Genomic DNA, 26,455 nt, shown 5'->3' with positions numbered 1-26,455 from the left:
AAAATGAAGAAGCTGGCAGAGGATTATTCCTTGCCAGCTTCTTTTGTTACAGGTTTATCTTTACCAGCTCCCCAAAACGCAACTGCAATTGCAATCAGAATGACGAGAATGGGAGCGACAAATATTAGAAAATCATGAAACATTCAGCTCACTCCTTCTTATTCTTAATTCCTTGTACATAATTCTTATCGAAAAGAAATAGCCGTAATAATAAATACAAGGAAGGAAGTAACAAGGCCAGTCCAAGAATAAATACAAATACTAATGAAACTGCCATCGCTGTATTTGTGAACCCTTCATAAATGGTTAGGTATGGATAAAGAATATACGGGTAATGCGAAACTCCATACGCGAAAAATGCCAGTGCAAATTGACCAACAAGCAGCCAGAACGCCGTACCGTAGTTTCTTCTTTTCCATATGAGCCACACTGTTGCAACCCATAAGATAAAGGAAAGTACAAACATCCACCACAAATCCATAATGCGCTCGAAATGTGCTTCATTATGAAAGCTTAATTCATACACAATACCACTGGCAGTAATAATTAATGGGACAGCCCAGCCAAGTGCGTATTTACGCATCAGATCGGTTGCTTTTGTATCACCGGTTTTATTTGCATACCATGTAAGGAACACAGCGGAAATATATAAAACCGCAACAATGCTCAGTGCAACAATAGACCAGGTTAAGGGGCTAATAAATAATGCTGCATAATCAAGCACCGGGTTATCATTCACAATCGATACAAATCCACCTTCTGAGATGGTTAATACAATTGATAATGAAGCTGGAATTAATAATCCAGAAGCTCCATACATAAAAGCATATCCTTTATGACCTCTTGTTCCGTAGGATTCGAATGCATAGTACGATCCTCGGATTGCCAGCAATATAAGCGCAATACTTCCTGGAATCAGTAAAATCGTTCCAAAGTAATATGCTGACTGTGGAAAGAATCCAACAATCCCAACGAAAAAGAATACAAAGAATACATTTGTTACTTCCCAAACAGGAGAAAGATAACGCTGAATGATTTTAGATAAAATATGCTGCTTTCCAGTTATGATGCTTTGTGCGTTGAAAAATCCCGCACCATAGTCAATTGAGCCGACAATGACATAACCGAATAAAAATAACCAAAGCACGGAAATTCCAAGAACCTCTAAGCTCATTCTAAATCACCACCTTGCTGTTTGGCAAGAGCTTCTTCAATCGGATCATTCTTAAACATTCGTCTCAGCACGACAACCGTACCAACACCTAAAATGAAATATAGTCCTACGAAAAGGATAAACATAAGTCCGACATAATCACTAGTGGTTGCTGCCTGATCAATCGTCATTATTCCTCTGAGTATCCATGGTTGGCGACCAACTTCCGCCATCCACCAGCCAGCTTCAATCCCTAAGAATGATAATGGGCCACCAAGGACAATGAGCGATCGGTACCACGCTGTCTTAACAAAAAACCAGCCTCGCTTGATTCCAACCCAATAGACAAGCGAAAGCGCCAGCATGAACATACCGATTGTAACCATTAAGTCAAAATAATAATGGATAATTAACGGAGGCTGTTCTTCTGCTGGAAATTGATCCAGCCCAATCACTTCCGAGTTTGGATAACCATGTGCTAGAATACTTAATCCAAATGGAATTTGCAGCGCATAATTCACTTCCTGATTATCGTCAAGCATTCCATAAAGAATGAGCGGTGCAGCCTCCTCTGTTTCAAAATGCCACTCAGCAGCGGCTAGCTTCTCAGGCTGGTATTCTGCTAAGTATTTTCCTGATAGGTCTCCAATCAGCACAGCTGCAATGGAGAATATAAGTCCGATTTTCATCGTCATAAACAGTGCTTTCTTGTGGTACTCATGTTTCGAACCTTTAAGCAGTTTAAATGCAGCAATTGCTGCGAGCATAAAGGCAATAGTCATATAGGCAGTAGCAAGTACATGGGAAACCTTTGTAGGCATTGCTGCAGTAAACATTGCTGCAATTGGATTTGCATTTACCAGTTCTCCGTTGACGATATCGAACCCAGCTGGAGCATTCATGAATGAGTTAACAATTGTAATGAAGACAGCGGACATACCGCCTCCTAGTGCAACTGGAATCAATAATAGTAAATGTTTACGAGGATTATCAAAACGATCCCATGTATACAAGTAGATCCCTAAGAAAATTGCTTCGAAAAAGAAAGCAAAAACTTCCATAAATAATGGCAATGCAATGATATTACCTGCAAGCTCCATAAAATTGGGCCATAATAGCGATAATTGTAAACCGATTGCAGTCCCTGTTACGACACCCACTGCTACCGTGACGACAAATCCCTTTGCCCATCGTCTGGCCATCAGCATATAATGCATATCGTTTTTCTTGATCCCAACCCATTGTGCAATCATGATCATGAGTGGAACCCCAACACCGATGGTTGCATAGATAATATGGAATGAAAGGGTTAAAATGGTTAATAACCTGCTCGCAAATACCGGATCATCAAATAACAACGCAGATCCTCCTCCTTAATTTTACAAATAAATCCCAAGATTACGTTCTGTATAGATATGTGTAGAGGCACATCTAATTTTATTCTAACGTGTTGTCATACCTAATTGGATATTAGATATGACAATATTTCAAACGGGAAATGAATTAATTGTGAACTCTTTAACAATCATATAACAAATAGAGAAAATGACAATCAATTAGTATTTTCCCCAAAAAATTCGTTGTTAATCTTTATTTCATTTGAAAGATGAGATGAATTTCTTTATCGTAGATACATTTCTTATATGTTTGTTCTGCAAAAGTGACTTGATAATTTTAATATGCACCTTAACCGGTGTCTGAATAAAGAGGGATGATCATATTCCCTCAAGTTCAGTACAACTCCCTGTGTCAGATAAGTCGTCATCTTCCAATTCAACTTCATTGTGACTGGGACATGATGCATATGTTTGCAATATTTGTCTTATTTTTATTAATTTTGGTCATGGGCAACATCTAATCTCAGTTAGATATTAAGAAGATCGCAGATAAAAGAACTGAATATTTTACCTATTGACAACGGGTTTATTTCTCGCCATAATAGAAGGCAATATATTGAACGTTAATAGAGGACCAGTATGCAGTGCTTGCTATGAAAGAGAGCGGAATTTAAGAGCTGAAAGATTCCGTCATAGACAACCTGCAGAACCTACCTTTAGAGTCCCATGCCAATACATGGGCGCATTTCCAGCGTTATGGATGAAGTGGAATGTGAATACATTCAAGTAATGGTGGTACCGCGGAAGAAGCTCTTTCGTCCTTATAATATAGGATGATTGGGCTTTTTTTGCGTTAAGGCATTCGCCTGAAAGCTGGATGAATGCCAGGTCTTCAAATGTAGATAAAGAAATACGTTTAATGGAGGTAATAGAAATGCGCAAGCAACGAATCGTAGTCAAAATTGGCAGCAGCTCACTAACAAATGAAAAAGGTGAAATCGATCAGCAAAAACTAAATGATCATATTCACGCGCTGGCTGCGCTTCGAGAAGCAAATCATGAGGTTATCCTTGTATCTTCAGGAGCTGTTGCAGCTGGCTTTAGGGGACTTGGTTATTCATCAAGACCAGTTACCTTAAAAGGAAAACAGGCTGCTGCAGCCATCGGGCAAAGCTTGCTAATTCAAACGTATATGGAAAAATTCAGTGCCTACGGTATAACAGCAGCCCAGTTATTATTAACACGGGATGATTTTTCAAATCGAGAACGTTATCGAAATGCTTATGCAACTATGACAGAGCTGCTGGAAAGAGGCATACTGCCAATCATAAATGAAAATGATACGGTATCAATTGAGGAATTGACCTTTGGTGATAATGATATGCTATCAGCATTAGTCAGCGGCCTTATTCATGCTGATCAGCTCATTATTTTAACGGATATCAATGGAATTTATAATGGAAACCCAAGAACGAATCCTTCAGCAATCAAATATGACTACCTTGATGAGATAACAAATGAAATGATTGGAGCAGCAGGGGCAAGCGGTTCAAAGGTTGGAACAGGAGGCATGAAATCGAAGCTGATGGCAGCTAAAACGGCAACCATGATTGGAGTTCCAGTTTTTATCGGTTACGGGATCGGTCACGACAAATTACTGCACGTATTACAAGGTAATGGCGATGGAACGTATATTGCTGGGCATGTGAAAGGGCCAATCAATACGAGGAGACAATGGATTGCAATCCACTCCGAATCGATGGGAAAGCTTTATGTGGATAAAGGAGCAGAGGATGCGATATCTCATCAAGGAAGCAGTCTGCTTTCAGCTGGTATTTTAAGAATGAGTGGATCCTTTAAAAAAGGTGATGTTGTTCATGTTTATGGGTTAAATGAATTGCTCGGCAAGGGAGAAGTAAGCTGCTCATCTGCTGAATTGCAACAGGCAATCAACGAACATATTGAAAACGAGAAAGGTTTCGCCTCTTCCATAGAGGTAATTCATCGTGATGGCTGGGTAGGTGTACAAAAAATCGGGGAGGAATTGTCATGAGTGAAGTTATTCAAAAAGGAAAATCTGCAAAAGAAGCGAGTTATTCAATGACCGGAGTTACGACGGAAGAGAAGAATGAAGCATTAGCTTTAATTGCAGAGCAATTAATAATGGATCAGGAAATGTTGCTTATCGAAAATGAAAAGGATCTTGCGGCAGGTAAAGAAAAAGGGCTTTCTGATGCTGTCTTAGATCGCATTATGCTGAATCAAGAGCGTATTGAAGGAATTGCTGCTGCCATTCGTCAAGTAATTGAGCTTCATGATCCAATTGGTGAAACCTTAGAATCGATTAATAAGGAAAATGGCCTAAACATCGAAAAGAAGCGGGTGCCAATTGGTGTTGTAGGTATCATTTATGAGGCTAGACCGAATGTGACAGTAGATGCAGCAACACTTACACTAAAAACAGGAAATGCGGTTATTTTGCGAGGGAGCTCTTCAGCTAAAAATTCAAATATCGCTTTAATCAGCTCCATTCATCGTGCTTTGGAGCGCAGTGCTCTCCCTGTTAATGCTGTGCAGTTAATTGAGGACACAAGCAGAGAAACAGCTCGTGAATTATTCCGCTTAAACGATTATTTGGATGTATTAATACCTAGAGGCGGTAAAAACCTGATTGATACTGTTGTTCGGGAAGCTACAGTACCTGTAATAGAAACAGGTGCTGGAAATTGTCATATTTTTATTGATAAAACGGCTGAAAAAGAAATGGCAGAGCAAATTGTATTGAATGCAAAGCTGCAGCGGCCATCTGTCTGTAATGCGATCGAATCTCTTTTAATCGATTCTGAATGGTTTAGTCAACATGGCAGCGAATTGTTAGAAAAACTGGAAGAGAACGGTGTTCAAATTTATGCTGATGAGAAAATTTGTGAAGCTTATCCAGCAGCTAACCAAGCAACAGAAGAAGACTGGTCAAGTGAATACCTTGGACTTTCCATCAGTGTTAAATTAGCGGATACGGTTGAAGAAGCAATCGGGCATATTAATCAATATGGAACGAGGCATTCCGAGTCAATCATTACAGAGAATACTAAACATGCCGAAATGTTCCTGCATCATGTAGATGCAGCCGCTGTCTATCATAATGCATCTACCCGATTTACGGATGGGTTTGAATTTGGATATGGAGCAGAAATTGGAATCAGTACACAAAAATTACATGCTAGAGGTCCAATGGGGCTTGCAGCATTAACATCAAGCAAGTTTCAAATTAAAGGCAGCGGTCAAATCAGAAATTAATTATTTATAAAGGGGCTGTTCCATGCTGGAACAGCCCCTCTGTGTATTTGAGTTATTGATTGGTTGTCGTATTTATAACGAGATCACATTGTTTTTCAAGTTGAAGCGAGTCAAAATAATGCTCTTCCAAAGGAATCCATCTTTGAATAAAGGTTTCTAGCTTTTCCTTCCCATTACGTTGCTGGATTCGCTTACGCTGCACATTTTTATCAACCGTAAGAAAAACTTTATAATCATAGAAGTCCTGCAATGCAGGATGCAGGGAGTAAACTCCTTCGACAATGGTCAGGTGCTTAAAAGCGGTCTGGATTGGGTCATCCAAGGCTTTCTGCTGACAATTATATGGACGATGAACGGTTGTGCTGCCACTTTGTAATGGTAGAAGGACTTCTTCCTTAAAGCGCTCATAATGAACATTGCCACCAGGTTCAGACATCCGTTCATTTGTTTTCATCTCAAAAGGAAGGAAAAAGTCATCCAGATGGAAAAGTGTACTATCAAACTTGGTGGCCAGCTGCTTAGCCAAGGTTGTTTTTCCGCTACCACACCGCCCATCGATCGCAATAATTTTTGGTTCGTCTGTACGATAAAAATTTTCCAGTGTGTTACAAAGTGATGAATAGCTTGCCTTGTATTCGCTAGTTTGCAATACATTTTCACTCCTTATTTCTTGTTATTCTTTCGCGGTTACAGCCATTAAATCTTCTACGATGACATCAATTTCACTAGAGCTTATCCCATCATAGCCTTTAATAACCTCTCCGTCAGGATTTACGAGAAAGAATCTAGTCCCATGCATAACTTGGTCGTCTCCTTCTAGTGGTTCCTTGACTAGATTTTTAAAAGATTTAATTGATAATTCTTTGATCGTTTGAAAATCATAACCAGTTAGAAACGACCAGTTTTCAAAGTCTGCTTGATAGCTATTCCCATATTCCTTCAGAACCTCTGGTGTATCATAATCGGGATCTACTGAGAAAGATACAAGCTGAACATCAAGGTTTTGTGCATTAATTCTTGATTGCAATTCAGCCATATTTGCTGTCATCGGAAGGCAAACGGTCGTACAATTTGTAAAAATAAAATCCGCTATCCACCACTTACCTTCCAAGTCTTTGAGACTTAAGCTTTCATTATCTTGTGTTGTAAAATGAAAATCATCTACTTTTTCCGACATATTCGTTTCAATAGCTTCGGAGCTGCAGCCGATTAAAATAAAAGCCAATAGTAGTATATTTAATCGGAGTATTTTTTTCATTTAAATGTCCCCTTATATGTATTTAGCGCTAGTATAACATTATATCACTAATGATATGTTCCAGTTCAGTGAAACCATTGTGAACGATTTCATGCTGCCTGTTCAGGTATTTTATCAGGATGAAAAATTAAAATCTGACACAGCCAGGTTTGATTTTATGGAGGCACGTTAGTATTCTTAAAATAATGTGTTTTATGAAGAAAGATAATGTTTCCAAGGAGCGGTGAAAATGAGAGGGTTTTATCAAGTGAAACAAAATATCCGCCCAAGCGTAAAGTTTAAGCTGAAAGCAAAAATGATAGTATTAATCAGTATCCTGATTGTTGGGATTTTCATCATCTTTGCGTTATTTCTTCAAAATTTCATCGAAGATACTATGGAAGATCAAATAGGCAAGCGAGCACTTAGCGTTGCTGCAAGTGTCGCCAACATGCCAGCATTAAAGGAAGCTTTTCAGGCAGAAAATCCAGCATCCATAATTCAGGACATTGTTGATCCGATTCAACAGGAAACCGATGCGGAATTTATTGTGGTTGGAAATACAGAAAGCATTCGTTATTCACACCCTAATCAAGAGAGCATTGGAAGAAAAATGGTGGGAGACGATAATGAACGGGCTTTGCAAAATGGTGAGTCCTATGTTTCTGTTGAAGAAGGGTCACTCGGATTATCAATCCGGGGAAAAGCCCCTGTATACTCTGATGATGGAGAGATAATCGGAGTTGTATCAGTCGGATTTTTGAATGATGATATACAGAAGGTGATTGCAGATCGGAATCATTCGCTTTGGATTACACTTTCACTTATTATATTGCTCGGTGTTCTTGGTGCTATTTATATTTCGCATTATATAAAAAAATTGCTGTCCGATATGGAGCCAGAGGAAATAGCGCATTTAATGATCGAAAAGGAAGCTATCTTGCAATCTGCACATGAAGGGATTATTGCGGTTAATAATAATAGTCAAATTACCATGATGAATGCAGCCGCGCAAAAGCTTTTATTTAAACAGCGAGTAGGGGAAGAGGATTACAGTGGAAGACCAATCCAAGATATTATCCCCTCGTTAAATATCCAGGATTTTTTGGATAATAGCAGGAGTTTCTATGACAGAGAAGCAATTCTCGGTGAAACGGTGGTACTGATAAACCAAACGCCGATGTATAATGATGAGATGATTATCGGAACCGTTTTAACATTTCGTGAAAAGACAGAACTTGAAGGTGTTATCCATGAATTATCAAGGATAAAGCAGTATGCAAACACACAGCGCGCACAAACCCATGAGTTTTCCAATAAGCTTTATACCATTCTTGGTCTCCTGCAGTTAAATCAGAATCAGGAGGCAATTGAATTTATTAAAAAGGAAAGCAAATTAAGACAAAAGTGGCAGCGTTTCTTAACAGATAATATTGCAGATCCGCTTATTCACGCCATTCTCCAAGGGAAATTCAATCAAGCAAATGAGCTTGGTGTACATATGTCAATCCACCCAGACAGCCAGCTATCCTATCGTTTTTCAGAAGAAGAAAAAGATGTATTGTTAACAGCGCTTGGAAATTTAATAGAAAATGCTATCGAAGCAGTGAAAGACCAGGATCCTAACGAGCGCAATGTATCCATTTTGTTTACAGATATGGGAGAAGATGTGCTGGTGGAAGTGGAAGACTCTGGTTCGGGTGTTGCCGCATCCAATATACCTAGAATTTTTGAACAAGGTTTTTCGACAAAGAGTGGAACCCATCGAGGAATTGGGCTGGCTTTAACGTACCAAGCAGTCCAACGGATAGGGGGACAATTAATATTAGAAGAGGGTGACTTGGGAGGCGCCTGTTTTATTATGATTCTACCAAAGAAAGGGGAAGATGCAGATGCATGAAGCCTATCGTGTCTTAATTGTGGAAGATGATTTTCGAGTTGCAAATATAAATCGCCAATTTGTTGAAAAAGTAGATGGATTTATCGTAAGTGATACGGTAAGGACCGGAGAAGGAGCATTGGCATCACTAAGCGAAAGCAAGGAACTTCCAGACATTATTCTTTTGGATATCTATATACCGGATGTAGAGGGACTAAATTTGTTCTGGAACATCAGAAGCACTTACAGAGAAATAGATATTATTATTATTACAGCTGCAAAAGAAGTGGAAACTGTTCAAGAAGTAGTTCGTGGCGGTGTTTTTGACTATATCATCAAACCGGTCGATGTAGCTCGATTTGAGCAAATGTTAACAAAGTATAAGGAAAGAAGGCATTTGTTATCTTCTGTAACGGAGATGGAGCAGGGTGATATTGATGCTATGATTTGGTCAAAGCCGGCTGTAATACCAAAAGAACAGAATGCTGGTCTTCCTAAAGGGATTGATGCGATTACATTAAAGGAAATTACAAGTTTGTTGAAAGCTGAACATTTCGGGGGAATTACGGCTGTCGAGCTTAGTAAACAAATTGGGACAAGTCGTTCAACTGCACGGCGTTATTTAGAGTACTTAGTAAGCATAGACAAGGTAGAAACAAGACTGAAATACGGCACTGTAGGCAGACCAGAACGAAGATACTTCCCTCGTGAAACTTATGAACAAAATGATTAATATGAAAGTTAGACCGTTTATGATAAGAAACTTCCTTCCTAAATTTATTTATGTTATTTTTTTCAATAAGTAAAAAATACAAACTATTTTTTACTTATACGTTTTGCTAGCGCTTACACAAGAGGTCATGGGAGATAAAAAGATGTGTTGCGTTTAGTTGGGAAGGGGAAATAAGAGTGAGTTTAAGTATAATAGGTTTTTTGACGATTTTAATTATTGTGTTACTTCTGATCAGCAATAAAGTAACACCGATTGTAGCTATGGTGTTAGTACCGTTAATCGGTGCACTTATAGCAGGCTTTGGATTTTCGGAGATTGGCGACTTCTTCACAGAAGGTGCATTAACCGTAATTGAAGTGGCGATCATGTTTATTTTCGCTATTCTGTTTTTTGGTGTTATGCAGGATGCGGGTCTTTTTGATCCTTTAATTCGGAACATGATAAGACTAACGAGAGGAAATGTTATTACAGTTAGTATTGGTACGGTTGTTGTGGCGGCGATTGCACATTTAGACGGTTCTGGGGCTTCTACATTTTTAATTACAATTCCAGCACTTTTGCCATTGTATAAACATTTAAAAATGAACCCGTATTTACTTTTATTATTAATAGGCGGAAGTGCCAGTATTATGAATATGGTTCCTTGGGCAGGACCTATAGGACGTACAGCTTCTGTGCTGAATATGGATGTTACCGAGCTTTGGAGACCTTTAGTACCAATACAGATCACTGGTATGGTATTAATGATTGTTTTAGCCGCTTTCCTGGGAGTTATGGAAAAGCGAAGAATAAGCAAGCACTACGGTCTTGTCAGTGCTGAAGAATCTGCAGCCGCAATTGAACAAATGAATGGTGATTCGTCAGCTGCAAAGGATGGGGAGTCTTTGGCTAGACCTAAACTGCTTTGGGTAAATGCGATTCTTTTTGTCGCTGTAATCAGCGTACTTGTATGGGGGATTATTCCGGCAGGCTTTGCTTTTATGATTGGTCTTAGTATTGCCTTGCCGATTAATTATCCAAATATGAAACAGCAGTCAGAAAGAATACGCAGCCATGCGCCCGGTGCTTTAATGATGGCCACGATTATTCTCGCTGCAGGATCTTTTTTAGGTATACTTACAGGAACAGGAATGCTGAATTCAATTGCAGAAGACTTCGTTACAGTCATTCCAGCATTTATTGCACCATATCTGCACTTAATTATCGGATTTTTCGGAGTACCATTTGATTTACTGCTGAGCACGGATGCATACTATTTTGCTTTATTGCCGGTTGTTGATCAAATTGCAACAGGATTTGGAATTGAATCCCTCTCAACAGCATACTCCATGGTTATCGGTAATATTGTCGGTACCTTTGTTAGTCCATTTTCACCTGCACTTTGGCTAGCGCTTGGCTTGGCAGGTCTTGAAATGGGAAAACATATACGCTATTCCCTTATGTGGATGTGGGGATTAAGTATTGTACTTTTAATTGTTGCTGTATTAATTGGTGTTATTGCAGTTTAAGCAGATTGTAAACGATTTAATAAAGCGAAGCTCATTTTATGTGGGCTTCGTTTTTATTTGCAAGTTAAGTTACAAAAATTCAACAAAATGATAGAGTCCAACTTATGTTAAAAGAAATGCGATATAATAGGCTTCAGGCAATTATTTTTATATTAAAATTTTTGAAATAATCAAGTTGTGCAAGAACTGAGGAGGGCATAGGTTGGTAAGTACAGGAATGATTGTTCTTGTTGGAGCGGTATGTCTGATTGCTGTTGTTTTGACTTTATATGGTATGAAACAGGAAGAGGACAAACAAAGAAAATATGAAGAGGCTGGAGAAGGAGCTGCAAGTGAGTTTGCACGTTCGCTTGAGTATGAAACGAAATCCTTAAAATCCAATTTGCCTTCATTGATCTTGATATATGTCATCACCATTAGTCTTTCCATATTGGCATTGGCATTTTATATCTTTTAATTCTAAGCAGAGGCTGCCTAATATAAGGTGGTCTTTTTTTTCAATAAGGGAGTATAATCATCCTATCGACATAAGCAGAATGATAGCATTTACCTGTTAGGTATAGTTCATACCAGTTTTTTTAAAAAAATACAAGGTGACAGACGCTTGGAAATATGATAGTATGAATTAACTGAAAAAAGGAATTACTTCTTTTTCTTAAATAAATAAAGGAAACCCTTTATTTTGTAATTTAATGAGGTATTGATATGGATGATATTTACCAAAAGATCTATCAACAAAAAAATACGTTTACAAATAGTTTACAGAAGATTGCTTCATATATTTTGGAAAACCCGAGGGTATTTGCAGTTTCTTCTGCAACAGAAGCTGGAAAACAAATTGGAGTTAGTGAAACAACTATCATAAGATTTTGTAAACAGCTTGGATATAACGGATATAAGGAACTTCAAGGGGAGGTTCAAAATATTCTATTACAAAAGAGTTCACTATCTGATTATGTGGAGGATAAAAAGGTTGGTGGCGGCACAAAGAATTCCATTAAACGATTAATGGCAAGTGATGCAGAAGACATTCAAAAAGTGATGCAGCGGCTATCAGAGGAAAATCTTTCAACAGCTGTAACGAAATTAACAAATGCAGATCGTGTTTTTGTTGCTGGAGTTCGTTCCTCTCATGCATTAGCAAGCTGGTTTTCGTATTCACTTGATTTAATTCTCGGTCATACAAGGATGTATAATCCGGGCACAGATGATATTCTATTGCGGCTAAGCGAGCTTACGGAGAGAAGTGTGTTTGTAGGGTTTTCTTTTCACCGATACGCTATAGATACGATTAATATTGCCAAGCATGCTAAAAATGGGGGAGCATTTGTAATTGGAATAACAGATTCAAGCTTTTCTCCAATTACAACATATTGCGATTTAGTATTAAGTGTGCAGCTTTCCGGGAAATCAACCTTAGATGTTGCACCAGCAGTAATGTCATTGTCAAACAGTATTATTGCGTCAATCTCACTTGAAAATGATGAAAAAGTTAAAGAAAGAGTAAAAATGTTTGATTCCATAAGTGGAAAGGACTTTTTTGATTGATAGGAATTTTCTTTATATCTGTATACGTGAATTAATGGCAATTTTTTAAGCTTAGATGGGAGTTAATTAAAATGGATGCAACCTTAAAAAAGCTAAATCCTTTATTAAAGGATATATTTAATTATTTACACGAAAATCCAGAGATCAGCTGGGAAGAAAGTCAGACAACCGCTTATATTGAAAAGCTGTTTCAAGGCAAGGACTGTACGATAAAACGTTTTGATGATTCAACAGGTTTAGTAATCGATGTAGGTAGCGGCAGTCCTGTTATTGCCCTCAGAGCAGATATCGATGCATTATGGCAGGAAGTGAACGGAACATTCCAGGCAAATCACTCCTGCGGACATGATGCCCATATGACGATTGTCATTGGGGCGCTGCTTACAATCTTAGAAGAAAAGAAACAGTTTGAAGGAACATTTCGATTTATTTTTCAACCAGCAGAGGAGAAAGGCAATGGTGCGTTAGCCTTTGTGGACAAAGGCATTGTTGACGATGTGGATTATTTGTATGGCATGCATTTGAGACCGATAGAGGAGTTAGGATATGGACAATTTGCTCCGGCTATTAAGCACGGTGCAGCTAAGTTTATCCAAGGCCATATAAAAGGGCATGATGCACATGGAGCCAGACCGCATTTAAATGCAAATGCCATTCAGGTTGGAACGGATTTTTTTCAAGCGATTAATAGCATTCGAGTGAACCCGATGATTCCTCACTCTGCTAAAATGACTGCGTTCCATGCAGGGGGAAAAAGCTCAAATATAATTCCCGGAAATGCTAGTTTTTCAATTGACGTGAGGGCTCAGAATAATGAAGTGATGGAAGAAATTACAGAAAAAATTTATCGCATTGCTTCATCGCTTGCGGAGCTTTATGACGTAGAAATTGATTTGTCAGTTGGAGCGAATATAGCCGCTGCAGAGCTTGATCAAGATGCAATATCTTTTATGAGACAGGCAATTGCTGAATGTGCGGGAGAAGATAATTTATCCCCGGTTATTACAACAACAGGCGGGGATGATTTTCATTTTTATACAATTAAACGACCAGCTTTAAAAGCAACAATGCTGGCAGTTGGGTGTGATTTGGTGCCGGGTCTTCATCATCCAGAGATGATCTTTAATCATAACGCTATTCCAAAAGCAGTTGAAATTATAACACGCGCCTTATATAAAACAATGGAGTCATTTTAGTAAAAGGAGTCTTTCGAGTGACAAAAGATAAACTAGACATTACAGAAATAACGACACTGAACGAACTAAGAGAAGTTCAGAAGCTGGAAGAATCAGTATGGCATATGTCGGCGATCCCGTTGCATCAAACATTTACAGCATTAACGAATGGCGGCATTATTTTAGGAGCCTATGATTCCGAAAAGCTAATTGGATTTCTATACAGCTTCGCAGGATTTGATGGAAAAAATGCTTACTTATGCTCTCATATGATGGGAATACTTCCAGCGTATAGGAAAGATGGAATTGGAAGAAGGTTAAAACTAAAGCAAGCGGCATTGGCAAAAGAAATGGGCTATGAAATGATAACATGGACGTTTGATCCATTAGAAAGTGTAAACGCCTATTTAAACTTGCACAAGCTTGGTGCCAAAGGGGTTTATTTTAAAGAAAATCATTATGGTGAGCTAGGTGATGAATTCAGTCAAGGACTGCCATCTGATCGTTTTCAGATTATGTGGGATATTACTCAAACCTGCAAAGAGAAGGAAGCCGTACCAGTTGATGCGGCAAATATATTATTACAAATGGACTCTGATGATTATAAGCCAATTTTAACAGACAACTATCATGCAAGTGATAGTATGGAAAGGGATGTTTGGCTGGTTGCAATTCCAGCAAATTACCAAAGTCTGAAAGAGGAAAACTTTGACCTTGCAAAAACATGGAGACTTATAACGCAAGGTCTCTTTAGAAGACTCTTCCAACATGGCTATCAAGCTTTCGATTTTATTCATTATGCTGATGACTTTAATTACTATGTTTTTCGCAAGCAGTAAGTATTGAAACAGGCGGGAAAAATAAAACTTTCCAGCCTGTAAAATACTTAAGATATCTTCTGACGGTCTGGCAGATATTAAGGTCGTCAGCATTAATTTAACCAGGAGGATACACAATGACAATACCTATTAAACAACTGAAACTACATAAATTGAACATGCGCATGAAGAATCCTTTTACAACGAGCTTTGGGACCTTCCAGGATAAAGAATTTTTTATTACAGAGCTCATTGATGAAGATGGAAATCGCGGGTATGGGGAGTCTGTTGCATTTTCAAGTCCCTGGTATAGTGAAGAAACGGTAAAGATAAATTTGCATGTTATGGAAGACTTTCTTATTCCTATTTTAAAAGATAATCAAGTCAGTCATCCGGATCAAGTATCCGATTTATTCCATCCAATTAAGCGTAATAATATGGCAAAGTCTGCATTAGAGGGAGCAGTTTGGGATTTATATGCAAAACGAGAAAATCTAACATTAGCGGCAGCTCTAGGTGGAGAAAGAAAACAAATTGATGTTGGAATCAGTATAGGAATCCAGCCTACATTAGATGATTTAATTCAAACGATTCAACACTTTGTTGATGCCGGCTACAAACGAATAAAAATAAAAATTAAGCCAGGTTGGGATGTAGAGATTCTTCGTGAGGTACGCAAGCATTTTCCGGATACACCAATTATGGCGGATGCAAATTCAGCATATACAATTGATGATATTGAGCATTTACAAAAGTTAGATGATCTCAATTTAATGATGATTGAACAGCCTTTACAGCATGATGATATTATAGACCATGCGAAGCTTCAAGCTGTTATGAAAACACCAATTTGCTTAGATGAGAGTATCCATTCACTCGACGACACGAAAAAAGCCTACGAGCTTGGCAGCTGCAAAATTATTAATATAAAAATTGGGCGTGTCGGTGGATTAACCGAAGCGAAACGTATTCATGATTTTTGTATGGATAAAGGTATCGATGTTTGGTGTGGTGGCATGCTCGAAGCTGGTGTAGGCAGAGCACATAATATTGCATTAACAACACTTGCACAATTTGTGTTACCAGGAGATACAGCTGGTTCTTCAAGATATTGGGAAAAAGATATCATTAAGCCAGAAGTTATTGCTGAGGATGGACTCATACACGTTCCGGAACAGCCTGGAATTGGCTATGACATCGATGAGGAAGCAATGGATGAATTTACGGAATGGACAAGAGTTTATCATTTCTAATAAAATACGCTGTTTTATGTGAGGAGAGCACTATACGCACTCCTCTTACATAAAACGAAAAGTCGAAATATTTAGATATAAATAGAAGGGGATTTACATATGAAAAAGAGTCTTCAGGTTGCTGGAGCCTATGTTGGGTTAATTGTTGGTGCAGGTTTTGCTTCAGGTCAGGAAGTGATGCAGTTTTTTACGAGCTTTGGCATCTATAGTGTACTTGGAACAATTATTGCAGGATTACTGTTTGCATTTCTAGGAATGCATGTGTTACAACTTGGATCTTATCATCAAACAATATCACATCGTGAAGTAATTTATAAAATTTGTGGAAGATATTTTGGATTAGCAATCGATCTATTGATTACATTCTTCCTGTTTGGAGTTGCTGTTGTAATGATTGCTGGAAGTGGATCAATTTTTGAACAGCAATTCGATGTTCCTCCACTTGTTGGAAACTTAATTATGACCGCAGCTGTTATCGCAACACTTTGTTTAAATGTAAATAAAGTTATTACAGTAATAAGCAGTATAACCCCATATTTATTGGTTTTAATATTTATTATAACGGGCTACTCTTTGTTTACCAGTGAGACAAGCTTTAGTCAGTTAAATGCATTGGCAGAGACGCAGGCTGCTTCAGCTCCTAACTTTATTACAGGAGCATTGCTCTATGTTTCGTATAATCTTGCAGCAGGATTTGCTATGCTAGCTGTCATTGGCGGCACAATGAAGGATAGAAAAACTGCTGGATGGGGTGGGATTCTTGGTGGTATTGGACTTGGATTATTACTATTTTTAATTAATTTAAGTTTATTTATGAATATAGAATCTGTTCAAAAGACAGATATGCCTACATTAATGCTGGCAACAGAAGTCTCGCCAATTGTTGGTATATTAATGGCAATTGCTTTATTAGGGATGATTTTCAACACGGCAGTAGGTATGCTCTATGCTTTTACCGCACGACTAGTTCCGCAGAATACGAAAACATTTAAAGGAGCCGTTGTTATCATAGGTTTAGTGGCCTTTGGTGCAAGCTTTATCGGCTTTACAACACTTGTTGGGACTGTTTATCCAATTACCGGGTATTTAGGTTTTGTTTTAATTATTGCAGTTATTATATCTTGGGTTAGATTGAGAAAAAAATCATAAAGTGAAATTTCATTCACTGAGGGTTTCCATTCCTTCCTCACACCTTCACATGTTTTGGTTCCTTCGCGTTTAGAGGTGAGGGTATTACAACCCGTTAATGCGTGATAAATGAGAAAAACGAACAGCAATTTGAATTGCACACTGTAAGTTTTTTTAGAAAACCCGGCATTCACCAAGACTTTGGGGGATGCCTTAGTTGCAGAAAGGAAAGTTTTGTACTTTCCTTTCTGCCAAGTCTACATGATTATTTCCAAATCTCTTTCGATAAATCAACTATATATTTCAATTTCGCCCATTGTTCTTCTTCTGATAGCTTATTGCCGTGATGCGTAGAAGCAAATCCGCACTGTGGACTTAAAGCAATTTGCTCTAATGGGACGAATTCTGATGCAGCTTCAATTCGCTTTTTGATCACTTCTTTATCTTCTAGCTCACCGAACTTGGATGTGATCGCTCCAATAACGACTTGTGCTCCACCTTTTGGAACATGTTTCAGCGGTTCGAAGGTTCCGGAACGCTCATCGTCGTACTCAAGGAAAAAGCCGTCCACTTTCTCTTTCGCAAAAAGAATCGGAGCAACTTCAGCATAGCTTCCTTGGAATGCCCAGCTTGAACGATAGTTTCCGCGACATAGATGTGTTGTTACAATTAAATCCTCTGGTTTGTCTTCGAGTACACCATTTACAATACGAACTGCTAAATCGATTAATTGCTCTCTTGAATAGCCGCCAGTATCGATTAATTTAAAGTCAGAAGATGAAAGTCCAGCAATGTACACATCGTCTAATTGTAAGTAACGCACACCAGCATCATAGAATGCTTTTACAGCGTCTCGGTATGCTTGTGTAATATCGTTGGCATATTCTTCAATATCTGGATAAATTTCTGGGTTTCGTATCCCAACTTCAAATAGCTGGTTTGGACTTGGAATCGTTTGTTTCGGAACTGCACGGTCACCAACAATTTCCTTAAATTCAATAAAGTCCTTAATAAACGGATGATCGGCATTAAAGGAAATTTTCCCGATGTTACGAACATGATATCGGTCTGTTTCTACGCCATCGAATTGATAGCCTTTTTCGGTGTTGTAGCCTTCAATCCCATTTAAATGCTCAAGAAAATCAAGATGCCACCAGCTGCGACGGAATTCACCATCGGTTACTGCTTCTAATCCGACTTCAATCTGTTTATCAACAATACGTTTGATTTCTTTCGTTTCTACTTCGCGTAATTCTGCCGCAGTGATTTTTCCTGCTTTAAAATCTTCTCTCGCCTGATGTAGGCTTTCTGGGCGTAATAAACTTCCTACGTGGTCTGCTTTGAAAGGTGCTTTTACTAAAGTTTTTGTCATGATCTATTCCTTCTTTCTTTAATTTTTTAGATGTGAAAGAAAAATTATCCCCAAATTTCTTTTGAAATGTCTACGATAAATTTCAGTTTTTTCCATTGTTCTTCTTCTGTTAGCTTGTTACCATGGTGGGTTGATGCGAATCCACACTGCGGACTTAAAGCTAATTGCTCCAACGGTACATAGTTACCAGCTTCTTGAATGCGTGCTTTCAATGCCTCTTTATCTTCAAGTTCACCAAATTTAGATGTTACAGCGCCAATGACTACTTGTGCACCGCCCTCTGGGATATACTTCAATGGCTCAAAGGTTCCAGAACGGTCATCATCATATTCCAAGAAAAATCCATCTACTTTTTCTTTTGCGAATAATGTTGGTGCAATTTTTGCGTAGCTTCCTTCAAACGCCCAGGTAGATTGATAGTTTCCGCGACATAAATGAGTCGTTACAACTAAATCTTCTGGTTTATCTTCTAGTACACCATTCGCAACTCGGAGCGCTAAATCGATTAAATATTCTCTTGTTAATTTACTATCATTAAATGGAATCGTATCAGAGCTCAATCCTGCAATATAAACATCATCTAATTGCAGGTAGCGGCAGCCTGCATCGTAAAATGCTTTTATCGCATCACGGTAAGCGACGATAATATCATTTGCATATACCTCGATGTCTGGATAGACATCTGTATTCCGAATTCCAGCATTGAACAACTGATTTGGACTTGGAATTGTTTGTTTTGCGACAGCTCTGTCACCAACAATTTCTTTAAATTCAATAAAGTCTTTAATGAATGGATGTTCTGGGTCAAATGCTATTTTTCCAACATTGCGCACGTCGTATTTTTCCGTTTCTACGTCTACAAATTTAAATCCATGGTCTGGTACATAGCCTTCAATTCCAATAAAGTGCTCTAAGAAATCTGTATGCCAAAATCTTCTGCGAAACTCCCCATCGGTTACAGCCTGAAGGCCAACTTCAATTTGTTTATCAACTATTCGCTTAATTTCCTCTGTCTCAATCGCACGAAGCTCACTTGTGGAAATAGCTTCTTCTTTAAAATCCTTTCTCGCTTTATGTATCCTTTCAGGTCGTAATAGGCTTCCTACGTGGTCTGCTTTAAATGGTGCTTTAATTAATGTTTTCGTCATGAAAATCCCTCCATATTTTTATTAAGGTAATATTGCAAAAGATCTTACTGGAAATCCAGTTGCTTTTTCTGGTTTGGCAACGATATTAAAGATATAAGCTCCTTTTGTTGGTACTTTATCTAAATTGGTTAGTAGCTCTATCTGATATGTATCTTGTTCCAGCACATAATACTCGCCAATGAGTGAGCCATTTTTTCGGACATCGATGGAGGAATCTGTATCAAATGTTTCATGACCGACAGCATTTATGTTTCTTTCTTCAAATAAAAATCGCAGTGCGTCGATTCCCCATCCAGGCAAGTGACTATTGCCTGCTTCGTCCTTATTTTCAAAAGCAGTCTTATCTGACCAACGTTTACTCCAGTCGGTTCGTAATGCTACGAATGTATCTGCTTCAATCTCTCCATTGGTTGCTTCAAATGCTAGAATATCTTCTTTAGATAAGGTGAAGTCATTATTTTCTAAAGCTTCCTTTGACTTATCGATTACTACAAGTGGTAAAACAAGCTCCTTTAATTCAAGCTCTTCAAGGTAACGTTGATCCTGTACAAAATGAATCGGTGCATCAATGTGTGTGCCGTATTGTCCAGGAAAGTTAAATCGTTGTGCGAAAAAGCCATCATCATGTGTGAAAAGCGTCTTGAATTCCGCATCATCAAATGCTGAAAAATGTGGTGAATCTGGACCAAACGCATGCGTGAGATCTACCCATTTCTTTTCTTTCAGTAATGCAATTGCCTGTTGCAATTCTGTTCCTGCTTGAACCGTTGACAATTGAATCCCCCCAATAGTTTTTTTAACATCTTAAGAGAAATGAAAAAACCTCTTCTTAAAAATAAGAAGAGGTTTAGGTACCGTATCGTCTAATATCTCTTCTTATCTTCAAGCAATCATTGCTTCTGGAATTGGCACAGTACTTAAAAAGTCTGTTGCCGAGGTATCATAGGGCCAGTCCCTCCACCTCTCTGGATAAGAAAGTTTTTGTATGAAATTAATAATTAGAATACTCCATACGATTCTGAATGTCAACCATTAAAGTTAAGAAAATTACATGTAGCGTGAAAATCCACTGCAAAAGTTAGAGATTCTTGCAATCTAACTGATGAACGCTAAAATTAATAGTATAGAAAGAGCTTTGTATAATGGGGATGATAATTTGTTAGTAGATGTTTGTGAGGGTATAGAAAAGCTAGTCGTTCGTTTTCCTGGAGGAATGCAAGAGGTAAATAGCTATCTTGTAAAAGGGGAGAATGGCTATACCGTTATTGATACAGGGATTTATGCAGAAGAAGCAATTGCGACTTGGGAATCGCTATTCGATACTGGTGTCGAAGTGGAAAAGGTTGTTTTAACACATACACATCAGGATCATATTGGTCTTGCGAGATGGTTTCAGGATCAAAAGGGTGTTCCCGTTTTTATATCGAAACTTGGATATAAGGAAATGTTGAAACATCGTGATAAAGCTAGAATTAAAGAAAATCTGGCTGATTTGCTTCATATGCATGGGGGCCCGGATTTGCCTGGCAAAATTGGGAATGATTCCTTTATCTATGAATTTGAACCAGATGGATTCTTTGAAGAAACAGATACCATGCTGTTAGGGAATCAGTTGTTTGAGGCTGTTTGGACACCAGGTCATGCTCCAGATCATTATTGCTTTTATCAAAAAGACAGGAAGCTAATGCTAATTGGTGACCATATTTTAAATAACATTTCTCCTGTAATCGGTTTGTGGACAGGCGAGGAATTCGATCCATTAAACGATTATTTTGCATCAGTTGAGCGGATGCAGCATTATCCGACAGAGTTAGTCTTACCGGGGCATGGTGAGAATATCTATCGCTTGGGTGAACGTGTAAAAACTTTAATGCAAAGGCACGAGCGTCGGTTAAACGAGGTAGAAAGCATTGTTAAAGCTGAGTTTTTGACAGCAGCTGGAGTGTGTGAAAAAATTTATGGTGAATTAAATTTTGCCCGCTTTGTTAGTCCTTTTATGGCAACTTTAACAAGATTAATATACTTAGAGGCAATGGATAAGGTTCATCGGTTTTATCATAATGGGAAGGCTTATTTTCGGTATATACAATAGATTCAGGATAAGGAGGCCAGCATGTGAATCGTGTTAACAATCCAACTATAAAGCAGGAGAAAGCAACTGCACTATATCGAAACTCAGATCGTTTTTTGACAGCATTCAATCGAATTGAAAAAGGTTTAAAAGCGTTGCTGATAAAAAAAGAAATGGGGTTTTCAAGGGCTGTTAAAGTCTTAGGCAAATCTAATGCGTTGATAAAACAGTTCCAGGATGACCTTCTTGAATTTGCCGAGCTGCGAAATGCTATTGTACATAACAAGACAGATCTTATGTATACCATTGCAGAGCCGCATGATTCTGTTGTAGAACGGATAGAAACGATTGAATTGGAACTTTTGAAACCCCGAAAAGTAGACCCGTTGTTTATCCGAAAGGTCGTATGCTTTCAAGAAACGGATCCATTGTCAAATGTGCTGGAAATTGTTAATAAGCATGGGATTACAAAATTTCCAGTATATAGAGGAAATGTATTCCAAGGGCTAATTACGCATAAAGGGATCACTAAATGGTTATCAAAAGGAATCGAAAAACGAATAAATTCTCTATTAGATGCAACATTGGCAGAAGTCTTGGAATGTGAAAAAAGGGATAACTTCAGATTCATATCAAAAGAAACATCCGTTTATGAAGCGAAGGAGATTTTTAAGGAGCAAATTGGAAAAGGTAATCGTCTGGAAGCATTACTGATCACAAAAGAAGGAAGCTCCAAAGGAGGGCTTATCGGCATTGTTACCAATTGGGATATTATGGAGATTTGAACATAGTATGAAACACGAAAGGGGACAGTTATGGAGTTTGTAGCAATAGACTTTGAAACTGCTAATGAAAAACGCTTTAGTCCTTGTGCAGTAGGTTTAGTAGTAGCCAATGAGCATGGGATAATGGATGAATTTTACAGTCTTATCAATCCGTTAATGGAATTTAAATCATTCAATACGTATATTCATGGGATTACTGAATATGAAGTTGCCGATGCTCCTACATTTGCTGAGCTTTGGCCGACATTGCGGAATTATTTAAACAACCATCTAACAATCGCACATAATGCAAGCTTTGATATGAGTGTGATTCGCAATACACTTGATTATTATAAGCTTTCCTATCCTGAGATGGACTACCTTTGCACGGTGAATATCGCTAAAAAGCTTTGGCCGGAACTGGAAAATCATAAATTAAATACACTTGCGACGTATCATAACCTGCAATTTGAACATCACCACGCCCTGGAGGATGCTAGAGTCGCTGCACAAGTAATGATTCAAGCATTGCGTGATACAAAGACAAACTCTCTTGACCGTTTCTTAGAAGAATGCAGTATGACAAAGGGCAGCATCTACGAACATGGTTATTATCCGCCAAAGACGAAACGAGTGAAAAGAAGTACCACGATGTTTTTTAAATAAATGGAAATGCTAGTGCCTATTACAAGTGCTCTAGCATTTTTAATGGAATTATTTTGTTGATGAAAAAACAAGATGAAGGAAAGGCTATCCAATTGTACTCGAAAGGTGATATATAATCGAAAGAATGAACGCTGTATCAAGCTAATAACAGAAAGACGTGATGTATCCATTCCAATAAGTATTTAAGTCAATTTGGCACGGAAGAAACGCTAAGGTCCTTCACCCTTTCAGACTACCCAAATAAACTTCTCTGAAGCAATAAAGCTACTTGCTATCTATAATTAACTGAATTAAAATAATAGATAGAATATTCAACAGGTCTGCCATCATTATTCCACTGAAGGAGTGGTACGATGAATGTCGATACAAATGTTCAAAATGAAATGGAAAAAATGCTGCAAAGGGCACGAAGAAACACATTAGGAGATATATTGGATCGGACGCGAGAAAGAACTCCAACTAAATTTGCATTAGCTTATAAAAACAAAAGGATCTCCTATGAAGAGCTTGATAATGTTGTTAATCAGACAGCCCATGCATTTGCGGCTGATGGCATGAAAAAGGGAGACATGATTACGGTCATGTCTAAAAACAGCCTTGACTTTGTTGTAGTTAATTTTGCACTCGCGCGAATTGGAGCGGTTATGATTCCGATCAACTATATGCTTAATCGAGAAGATATACAGTATATTGTTGAGCATGCGGAGGTTATTGGTTTCATTGCTTCAGAGGAATATGCAGGCCTGCTTGACCAGTCTGTTGGCAAACAGGATATTAAATATCGTTATCTGATGGACATAAGCCTTCCATATAATGGTGAAATTAAAGGTTGGAAGCCATTAGCCCAAGCTCAAGAAGGAATGTCCGACCAATTAATGGATGCAGATATTTTTGATGATGATCTCGTACAGGTTTTATATACAAGTGGCACGGAGTCCAGACCTAAAGGAGTCATGCTTACACATAAAAGCCTTATAAGTGAATATCTCAGCAGTATTGTAGATGGGAAAATGGGAACAGAGGATATTGCTATCCATGCATTGCCGTTATATCACAGTGCACAGCTTCATGTTTTTTTAGGACCGAGTGTTTACCTTGGGTCGAGTGGGATTATTCTAAGCTCAGCAAACCCAGAGCTAATTTTAAAAACAATTGAGGAAGAAAAAGCAACACAATTATTTTGCCCGCCGACTGTTTGGATAGGATTACTACGTCACCCAGATTTTGATAAACGTGATTTAACCTCACTTGAAAAATGCTACTATGGGGCTGCTATTATGCCAAAGGAAATTTTGAAAGAGCTTTCAGAGCGTTTGCCAAATGCTCAATTCTGGAATTTTTATGGCCAAACCGAGGTCGCCCCCCTTGCAACCGCACTTCAGCCGGAAGATCAGCTACGGAAGCTTGGGTCTGCCGGAAAAGCGACATTAAATGTGCAAACGAAAATTGTTGATGAGGAAGGTAATGAAGTACAACGGGGTGAGGTTGGAGAAATTGTCCATCGTACCCCGCATGCCATGAAAGGTTATTTACACGAACCTGAAAAAACGGCCGAGGCATTTCGAAACGGGTGGTTTCATAGTGGGGATTTAGGTGTAATGGATGTGGACGGCTATATTACAATTGTAGATCGCAAAAAAGACATGATAAATACTGGTGGTGTGAATGTTTCTTCCAGGGAAATTGAGGAAATCATTTATCAGTTAGAAGGAGTTTCAGAGGTCGCTGTAATTAGTATACCTGATGCATATTGGATTGAAGCCGTGACAGCGATTGTTGTTCCAAAAACAGGGTCGGAAATAACCAAAGAATCGGTGATTCAATTTTGTACAGATAAACTAACGAAATACAAAGTTCCTAAACATGTGGAGATTACAAATGAACTACCGAAAAATCCAAGTGGGAAGGTGCTGAAGCGTTCATTGAGAGATAAATATGAAGGTTTGGCTGAACAATAAAAGATTAGCAAAGGAAAGTTTCGCTGTGTTCCACCCGTACGTCGCTGCGACGCACAGACGCAGGAAGTGCTAATATAGGCATTGTGACAAACCTTTTCGGTTCGCAGGCTTCAGGACGTCTCTTTTTAGTCCGTTAGTGGGCTTTCGCTTTTCTTCGTATACAATGAAAATAATTTGAAACACTAAGCCTTGGAGGTGTTTTGAGGTGGCTAATAAAAATGATAATTGGAGTAAGAAACGAGTTAATTCGAGTGTGAATCCACAAGGATATTCAGAAGACGCAGCTGAACAGGAGCCAAAGTCACAGCTTGAACAGCGTGCAAAAAAGAAAAATACCAAAATATAATGAATGCAGCTTGGCAGATAAAAAATGGTAAGTTATTACCATTGAATTTTTCCGTGAGAAGTTGTAGTATATAAATACAAGCTACAATGTTCGTATTTAATTAAGTTTTAACCTCTAATGAATGTATAGGGAGTTTTACATCGAAATTGGAATGTCGCGCCGCCAAAGCAGCGGAAGACAGGAAGGTTTCTGCGAACACCCACTTTGCGAAGTGGTGGTTTAAAACTTTTTATTACAAAATACGGCAATTGTGGCCTGTATACATAGTATATTTTAGACCGACTACCATTTAGGAGTCGGTCTTTTTAGTGGTGCATGATAACGGAAAATTTAATAAATTGATTAGAAATCGGTATTATTCGAAGCTGCTAAAAGAGGATAGAATAGAACTATCAAATAACTGGAGGTGGAAATTGATGACTTTTCATTATGAAATGATTGATCATGTTCAATTAGCTGCCCCACCTGGTAGCGAAGAAGAAGCACGTAGCTTTTATGGGGGAATTTTAGGTTTTAAAGAGGTAGAAAAGCCGGAATTTCTGAAAGCAAATGGGGGAGTTTGGTTTCAGGATGGGGCAATAAATATCCATATTGGAATAGAAACACCGTTCGTACCTGCGAAAAAAGCACACCCAGCAATCTTAGTAAATAATATTGATAAATTAAAAGAACATCTAACCAAAATGCGTGTGGATTTTACAGTTGACCATAAACTGCCGGGCGCAACTCGTTTTTATATAACCGATCCTTTTGGAAATCGGATTGAGTTTTTAGAGTGGGAGGAATAGAAGTTTGAAACGATTCTATCGTTGTTTAGAATATCTCTAAATTGTGCGAATGGTTTTACTTTTTGTATGGACTTGTAATAAGCGATTCACATGCTATACTAGTAACATTCTAGTATTTTGTCGAATCTAGTAATGTTTAAATAATTAAATATGGTTTTCATATAATAACAGGGATATGGCCTGTAAGTTTCTACCAGTTTACCGTAAATAAACTGACTATGAAAAAAGTGACGCAACAAATTGGGGAGCTCTGATTGGAGCAGCTTCATTTTGTTC

General features: G+C 38.3%; 24 protein-coding genes, 1 other RNA gene and 2 riboswitches. Of the genes, 18 read left to right on the top strand and 7 right to left on the bottom strand.

The window, feature by feature from the left end; all coding sequences use genetic code 11:
• Positions 1 to 148: 148 nt before the first annotated feature.
• On the bottom strand, positions 149 to 1,174 hold the full coding sequence (locus tag NSQ77_RS04085) for a cytochrome d ubiquinol oxidase subunit II (protein WP_339228965.1): 1,026 nt from the start codon (positions 1,172 to 1,174) through the stop codon (positions 149 to 151).
• Positions 1,171 to 2,511, bottom strand: coding sequence for a cytochrome ubiquinol oxidase subunit I (locus NSQ77_RS04080; protein ID WP_339228964.1), 1,341 nt, complete (start codon positions 2,509 to 2,511; stop codon positions 1,171 to 1,173). Before NSQ77_RS04080 ends, NSQ77_RS04085 begins: the two co-directional genes overlap by 4 nt.
• A gap of 913 nt (positions 2,512 to 3,424) precedes the next feature.
• Here NSQ77_RS04080 and proB point away from each other — a divergent pair.
• Both proB and NSQ77_RS04070 read left to right on the top strand, forming a co-directional pair.
• Entirely contained in the window at positions 3,425 to 4,543 is a 1,119-nt protein-coding gene (gene proB / locus NSQ77_RS04075; protein ID WP_339228962.1) for a glutamate 5-kinase, read from the top strand.
• Positions 4,540 to 5,787 carry a glutamate-5-semialdehyde dehydrogenase gene (locus NSQ77_RS04070; RefSeq protein ID WP_339228961.1) on the top strand — a complete coding sequence of 416 codons (1,248 nt, stop codon included), beginning with the start codon at positions 4,540 to 4,542 and terminating at the stop codon, positions 5,785 to 5,787. The genes proB and NSQ77_RS04070 overlap by 4 nt, the downstream gene beginning before the upstream one ends.
• Positions 5,788 to 5,839: 52 nt before the next feature.
• Here NSQ77_RS04070 and NSQ77_RS04065 read toward each other — a convergent pair whose 3' ends face one another.
• Together NSQ77_RS04065 and NSQ77_RS04060 are read right to left on the bottom strand one after the other, a co-directional pair.
• The gene (locus tag NSQ77_RS04065) at positions 5,840 to 6,436 is read right to left on the bottom strand and encodes an NB-ARC domain-containing protein (RefSeq protein WP_339228959.1); all 597 of its coding nucleotides are present in this window, start codon (positions 6,434 to 6,436) and stop codon (positions 5,840 to 5,842) included.
• Positions 6,437 to 6,460: 24 nt separating this feature from the next.
• Positions 6,461 to 7,045, bottom strand: coding sequence for an SCO family protein (locus NSQ77_RS04060; RefSeq protein ID WP_339228957.1), 585 nt, complete (start codon positions 7,043 to 7,045; stop codon positions 6,461 to 6,463).
• 229 nt (positions 7,046 to 7,274) lie between these two features.
• Between NSQ77_RS04060 and NSQ77_RS04055 the strand changes: the two genes are divergently transcribed.
• The 9 genes from NSQ77_RS04055 (at position 7,275) to NSQ77_RS04015 (ending at position 17,087) form a co-directional block, all read left to right on the top strand.
• Entirely contained in the window at positions 7,275 to 8,924 is a 1,650-nt protein-coding gene (locus tag NSQ77_RS04055) for a sensor histidine kinase (RefSeq protein ID WP_339228956.1), read from the top strand.
• A complete protein-coding gene (locus tag NSQ77_RS04050; protein WP_339228954.1) occupies positions 8,917 to 9,636 on the top strand; it encodes a response regulator in 720 nt (239 codons plus the stop codon). The genes NSQ77_RS04055 and NSQ77_RS04050 overlap by 8 nt, the downstream gene beginning before the upstream one ends.
• Positions 9,637 to 9,812: 176 nt before the next feature.
• Positions 9,813 to 11,144 (top strand): citrate:proton symporter, encoded by a 1,332-nt coding sequence (locus NSQ77_RS04045; protein WP_339228952.1) that lies wholly within the window; start codon positions 9,813 to 9,815, stop codon positions 11,142 to 11,144.
• A 202-nt stretch (positions 11,145 to 11,346) separates the two neighbouring features.
• Positions 11,347 to 11,601, top strand: coding sequence for a hypothetical protein (locus NSQ77_RS04040; RefSeq protein WP_339228950.1), 255 nt, complete (start codon positions 11,347 to 11,349; stop codon positions 11,599 to 11,601).
• A 248-nt stretch (positions 11,602 to 11,849) separates the two neighbouring features.
• The gene (locus NSQ77_RS04035; protein WP_339228949.1) at positions 11,850 to 12,692 is read left to right on the top strand and encodes a MurR/RpiR family transcriptional regulator; all 843 of its coding nucleotides are present in this window, start codon (positions 11,850 to 11,852) and stop codon (positions 12,690 to 12,692) included.
• A 71-nt stretch (positions 12,693 to 12,763) separates the two neighbouring features.
• Complete coding sequence (locus NSQ77_RS04030; protein WP_339228947.1) at positions 12,764 to 13,888, top strand: M20 peptidase aminoacylase family protein; 1,125 nt, start codon at positions 12,764 to 12,766, stop codon at positions 13,886 to 13,888.
• Between the two features lie 17 nt (positions 13,889 to 13,905).
• Positions 13,906 to 14,706 (top strand): GNAT family N-acetyltransferase, encoded by an 801-nt coding sequence (locus tag NSQ77_RS04025; RefSeq protein ID WP_339228945.1) that lies wholly within the window; start codon positions 13,906 to 13,908, stop codon positions 14,704 to 14,706.
• Positions 14,707 to 14,822: 116 nt separating this feature from the next.
• Positions 14,823 to 15,938 (top strand): o-succinylbenzoate synthase, encoded by a 1,116-nt coding sequence (gene menC / locus NSQ77_RS04020; protein ID WP_339228943.1) that lies wholly within the window; start codon positions 14,823 to 14,825, stop codon positions 15,936 to 15,938.
• A gap of 99 nt (positions 15,939 to 16,037) precedes the next feature.
• Positions 16,038 to 17,087, top strand: coding sequence for a hypothetical protein (locus NSQ77_RS04015; RefSeq protein WP_339228942.1), 1,050 nt, complete (start codon positions 16,038 to 16,040; stop codon positions 17,085 to 17,087).
• 244 nt (positions 17,088 to 17,331) lie between these two features.
• Here NSQ77_RS04015 and NSQ77_RS04010 read toward each other — a convergent pair whose 3' ends face one another.
• The 3 genes from NSQ77_RS04010 to NSQ77_RS04000 are packed head-to-tail and all read right to left on the bottom strand — an operon-like array spanning position 17,332 to position 20,360.
• Positions 17,332 to 18,438: a 5-methyltetrahydropteroyltriglutamate--homocysteine S-methyltransferase gene (locus NSQ77_RS04010; protein ID WP_339228940.1), complete on the bottom strand. Its 1,107-nt coding sequence runs from the start codon at positions 18,436 to 18,438 to the stop codon at positions 17,332 to 17,334.
• A gap of 44 nt (positions 18,439 to 18,482) precedes the next feature.
• On the bottom strand, positions 18,483 to 19,586 hold the full coding sequence (locus NSQ77_RS04005; protein WP_339228939.1) for a 5-methyltetrahydropteroyltriglutamate--homocysteine S-methyltransferase: 1,104 nt from the start codon (positions 19,584 to 19,586) through the stop codon (positions 18,483 to 18,485).
• Positions 19,587 to 19,607: 21 nt separating this feature from the next.
• Positions 19,608 to 20,360, bottom strand: coding sequence for a cyclase family protein (locus NSQ77_RS04000; protein ID WP_339228938.1), 753 nt, complete (start codon positions 20,358 to 20,360; stop codon positions 19,608 to 19,610).
• Between the two features lie 99 nt (positions 20,361 to 20,459).
• Positions 20,460 to 20,562, bottom strand: a riboswitch (SAM riboswitch).
• Between the two features lie 180 nt (positions 20,563 to 20,742).
• On the opposite strand from NSQ77_RS04000, the gene NSQ77_RS03995 reads away from it, so the two are divergent.
• The 7 genes from NSQ77_RS03995 to NSQ77_RS03965 all read left to right on the top strand — a co-directional run bounded on the left by NSQ77_RS03995 (position 20,743) and on the right by NSQ77_RS03965 (position 26,179).
• On the top strand, positions 20,743 to 21,678 hold the full coding sequence (locus tag NSQ77_RS03995) for an MBL fold metallo-hydrolase (RefSeq protein ID WP_339228937.1): 936 nt from the start codon (positions 20,743 to 20,745) through the stop codon (positions 21,676 to 21,678).
• A gap of 23 nt (positions 21,679 to 21,701) precedes the next feature.
• Positions 21,702 to 22,442, top strand: a complete 741-nt coding sequence (locus NSQ77_RS03990; protein ID WP_339228936.1) for a CBS domain-containing protein — start codon at positions 21,702 to 21,704, stop codon at positions 22,440 to 22,442.
• 30 nt (positions 22,443 to 22,472) lie between these two features.
• Positions 22,473 to 23,087, top strand: a complete 615-nt coding sequence (locus NSQ77_RS03985) for a 3'-5' exonuclease (protein ID WP_339228935.1) — start codon at positions 22,473 to 22,475, stop codon at positions 23,085 to 23,087.
• Between the two features lie 353 nt (positions 23,088 to 23,440).
• Positions 23,441 to 25,045: an acyl-CoA synthetase gene (locus NSQ77_RS03980; RefSeq protein WP_339228934.1), complete on the top strand. Its 1,605-nt coding sequence runs from the start codon at positions 23,441 to 23,443 to the stop codon at positions 25,043 to 25,045.
• A 205-nt stretch (positions 25,046 to 25,250) separates the two neighbouring features.
• Complete coding sequence (gene sspL, locus NSQ77_RS03975; RefSeq protein ID WP_339228933.1) at positions 25,251 to 25,391, top strand: small, acid-soluble spore protein L; 141 nt, start codon at positions 25,251 to 25,253, stop codon at positions 25,389 to 25,391.
• 75 nt (positions 25,392 to 25,466) lie between these two features.
• A non-coding RNA gene (gene ssrS, locus NSQ77_RS03970) (6S RNA) lies at positions 25,467 to 25,652 on the top strand.
• A 155-nt stretch (positions 25,653 to 25,807) separates the two neighbouring features.
• Positions 25,808 to 26,179 (top strand): VOC family protein, encoded by a 372-nt coding sequence (locus NSQ77_RS03965; protein WP_339228932.1) that lies wholly within the window; start codon positions 25,808 to 25,810, stop codon positions 26,177 to 26,179.
• A 137-nt stretch (positions 26,180 to 26,316) separates the two neighbouring features.
• Positions 26,317 to 26,418, top strand: a riboswitch (purine riboswitch).
• Positions 26,419 to 26,455 lie beyond the last annotated feature (37 nt).

Origin of the sequence: Oceanobacillus sp. FSL K6-2867 (genome assembly GCF_037963145.1) — a bacterium.
Lineage (GTDB): Bacteria > Bacillota > Bacilli > Bacillales > Amphibacillaceae > Oceanobacillus.
This window is presented reverse-complemented; position numbering and strand designations above follow the sequence as displayed.

Bases quoted from the DNA above. Each gene is read 5' to 3' on its own strand.
- NSQ77_RS04085 (WP_339228965.1), bottom strand. From the start codon at position 1,174: ATGAGCTTAGAGGTTCTTGGAATTTCCGTGCTTTGGTTATTTTTATTC.
- proB (WP_339228962.1), top strand. From the start codon at position 3,425: ATGCGCAAGCAACGAATCGTAGTCAAAATTGGCAGCAGCTCACTAACA.
- NSQ77_RS04070 (WP_339228961.1), top strand. From the start codon at position 4,540: ATGAGTGAAGTTATTCAAAAAGGAAAATCTGCAAAAGAAGCGAGTTAT.
- NSQ77_RS04060 (WP_339228957.1), bottom strand. From the start codon at position 7,045: ATGAAAAAAATACTCCGATTAAATATACTACTATTGGCTTTTATTTTA.
- NSQ77_RS04055 (WP_339228956.1), top strand. From the start codon at position 7,275: ATGAGAGGGTTTTATCAAGTGAAACAAAATATCCGCCCAAGCGTAAAG.
- NSQ77_RS04050 (WP_339228954.1), top strand. From the start codon at position 8,917: ATGCATGAAGCCTATCGTGTCTTAATTGTGGAAGATGATTTTCGAGTT.
- NSQ77_RS04035 (WP_339228949.1), top strand. From the start codon at position 11,850: ATGGATGATATTTACCAAAAGATCTATCAACAAAAAAATACGTTTACA.
- NSQ77_RS04030 (WP_339228947.1), top strand. From the start codon at position 12,764: ATGGATGCAACCTTAAAAAAGCTAAATCCTTTATTAAAGGATATATTT.
- menC (WP_339228943.1), top strand. From the start codon at position 14,823: ATGACAATACCTATTAAACAACTGAAACTACATAAATTGAACATGCGC.
- NSQ77_RS04015 (WP_339228942.1), top strand. From the start codon at position 16,038: ATGAAAAAGAGTCTTCAGGTTGCTGGAGCCTATGTTGGGTTAATTGTT.
- NSQ77_RS04010 (WP_339228940.1), bottom strand. From the start codon at position 18,438: ATGACAAAAACTTTAGTAAAAGCACCTTTCAAAGCAGACCACGTAGGA.
- NSQ77_RS04005 (WP_339228939.1), bottom strand. From the start codon at position 19,586: ATGACGAAAACATTAATTAAAGCACCATTTAAAGCAGACCACGTAGGA.
- NSQ77_RS03985 (WP_339228935.1), top strand. From the start codon at position 22,473: ATGGAGTTTGTAGCAATAGACTTTGAAACTGCTAATGAAAAACGCTTT.
- NSQ77_RS03980 (WP_339228934.1), top strand. From the start codon at position 23,441: ATGAATGTCGATACAAATGTTCAAAATGAAATGGAAAAAATGCTGCAA.
- NSQ77_RS03965 (WP_339228932.1), top strand. From the start codon at position 25,808: ATGACTTTTCATTATGAAATGATTGATCATGTTCAATTAGCTGCCCCA.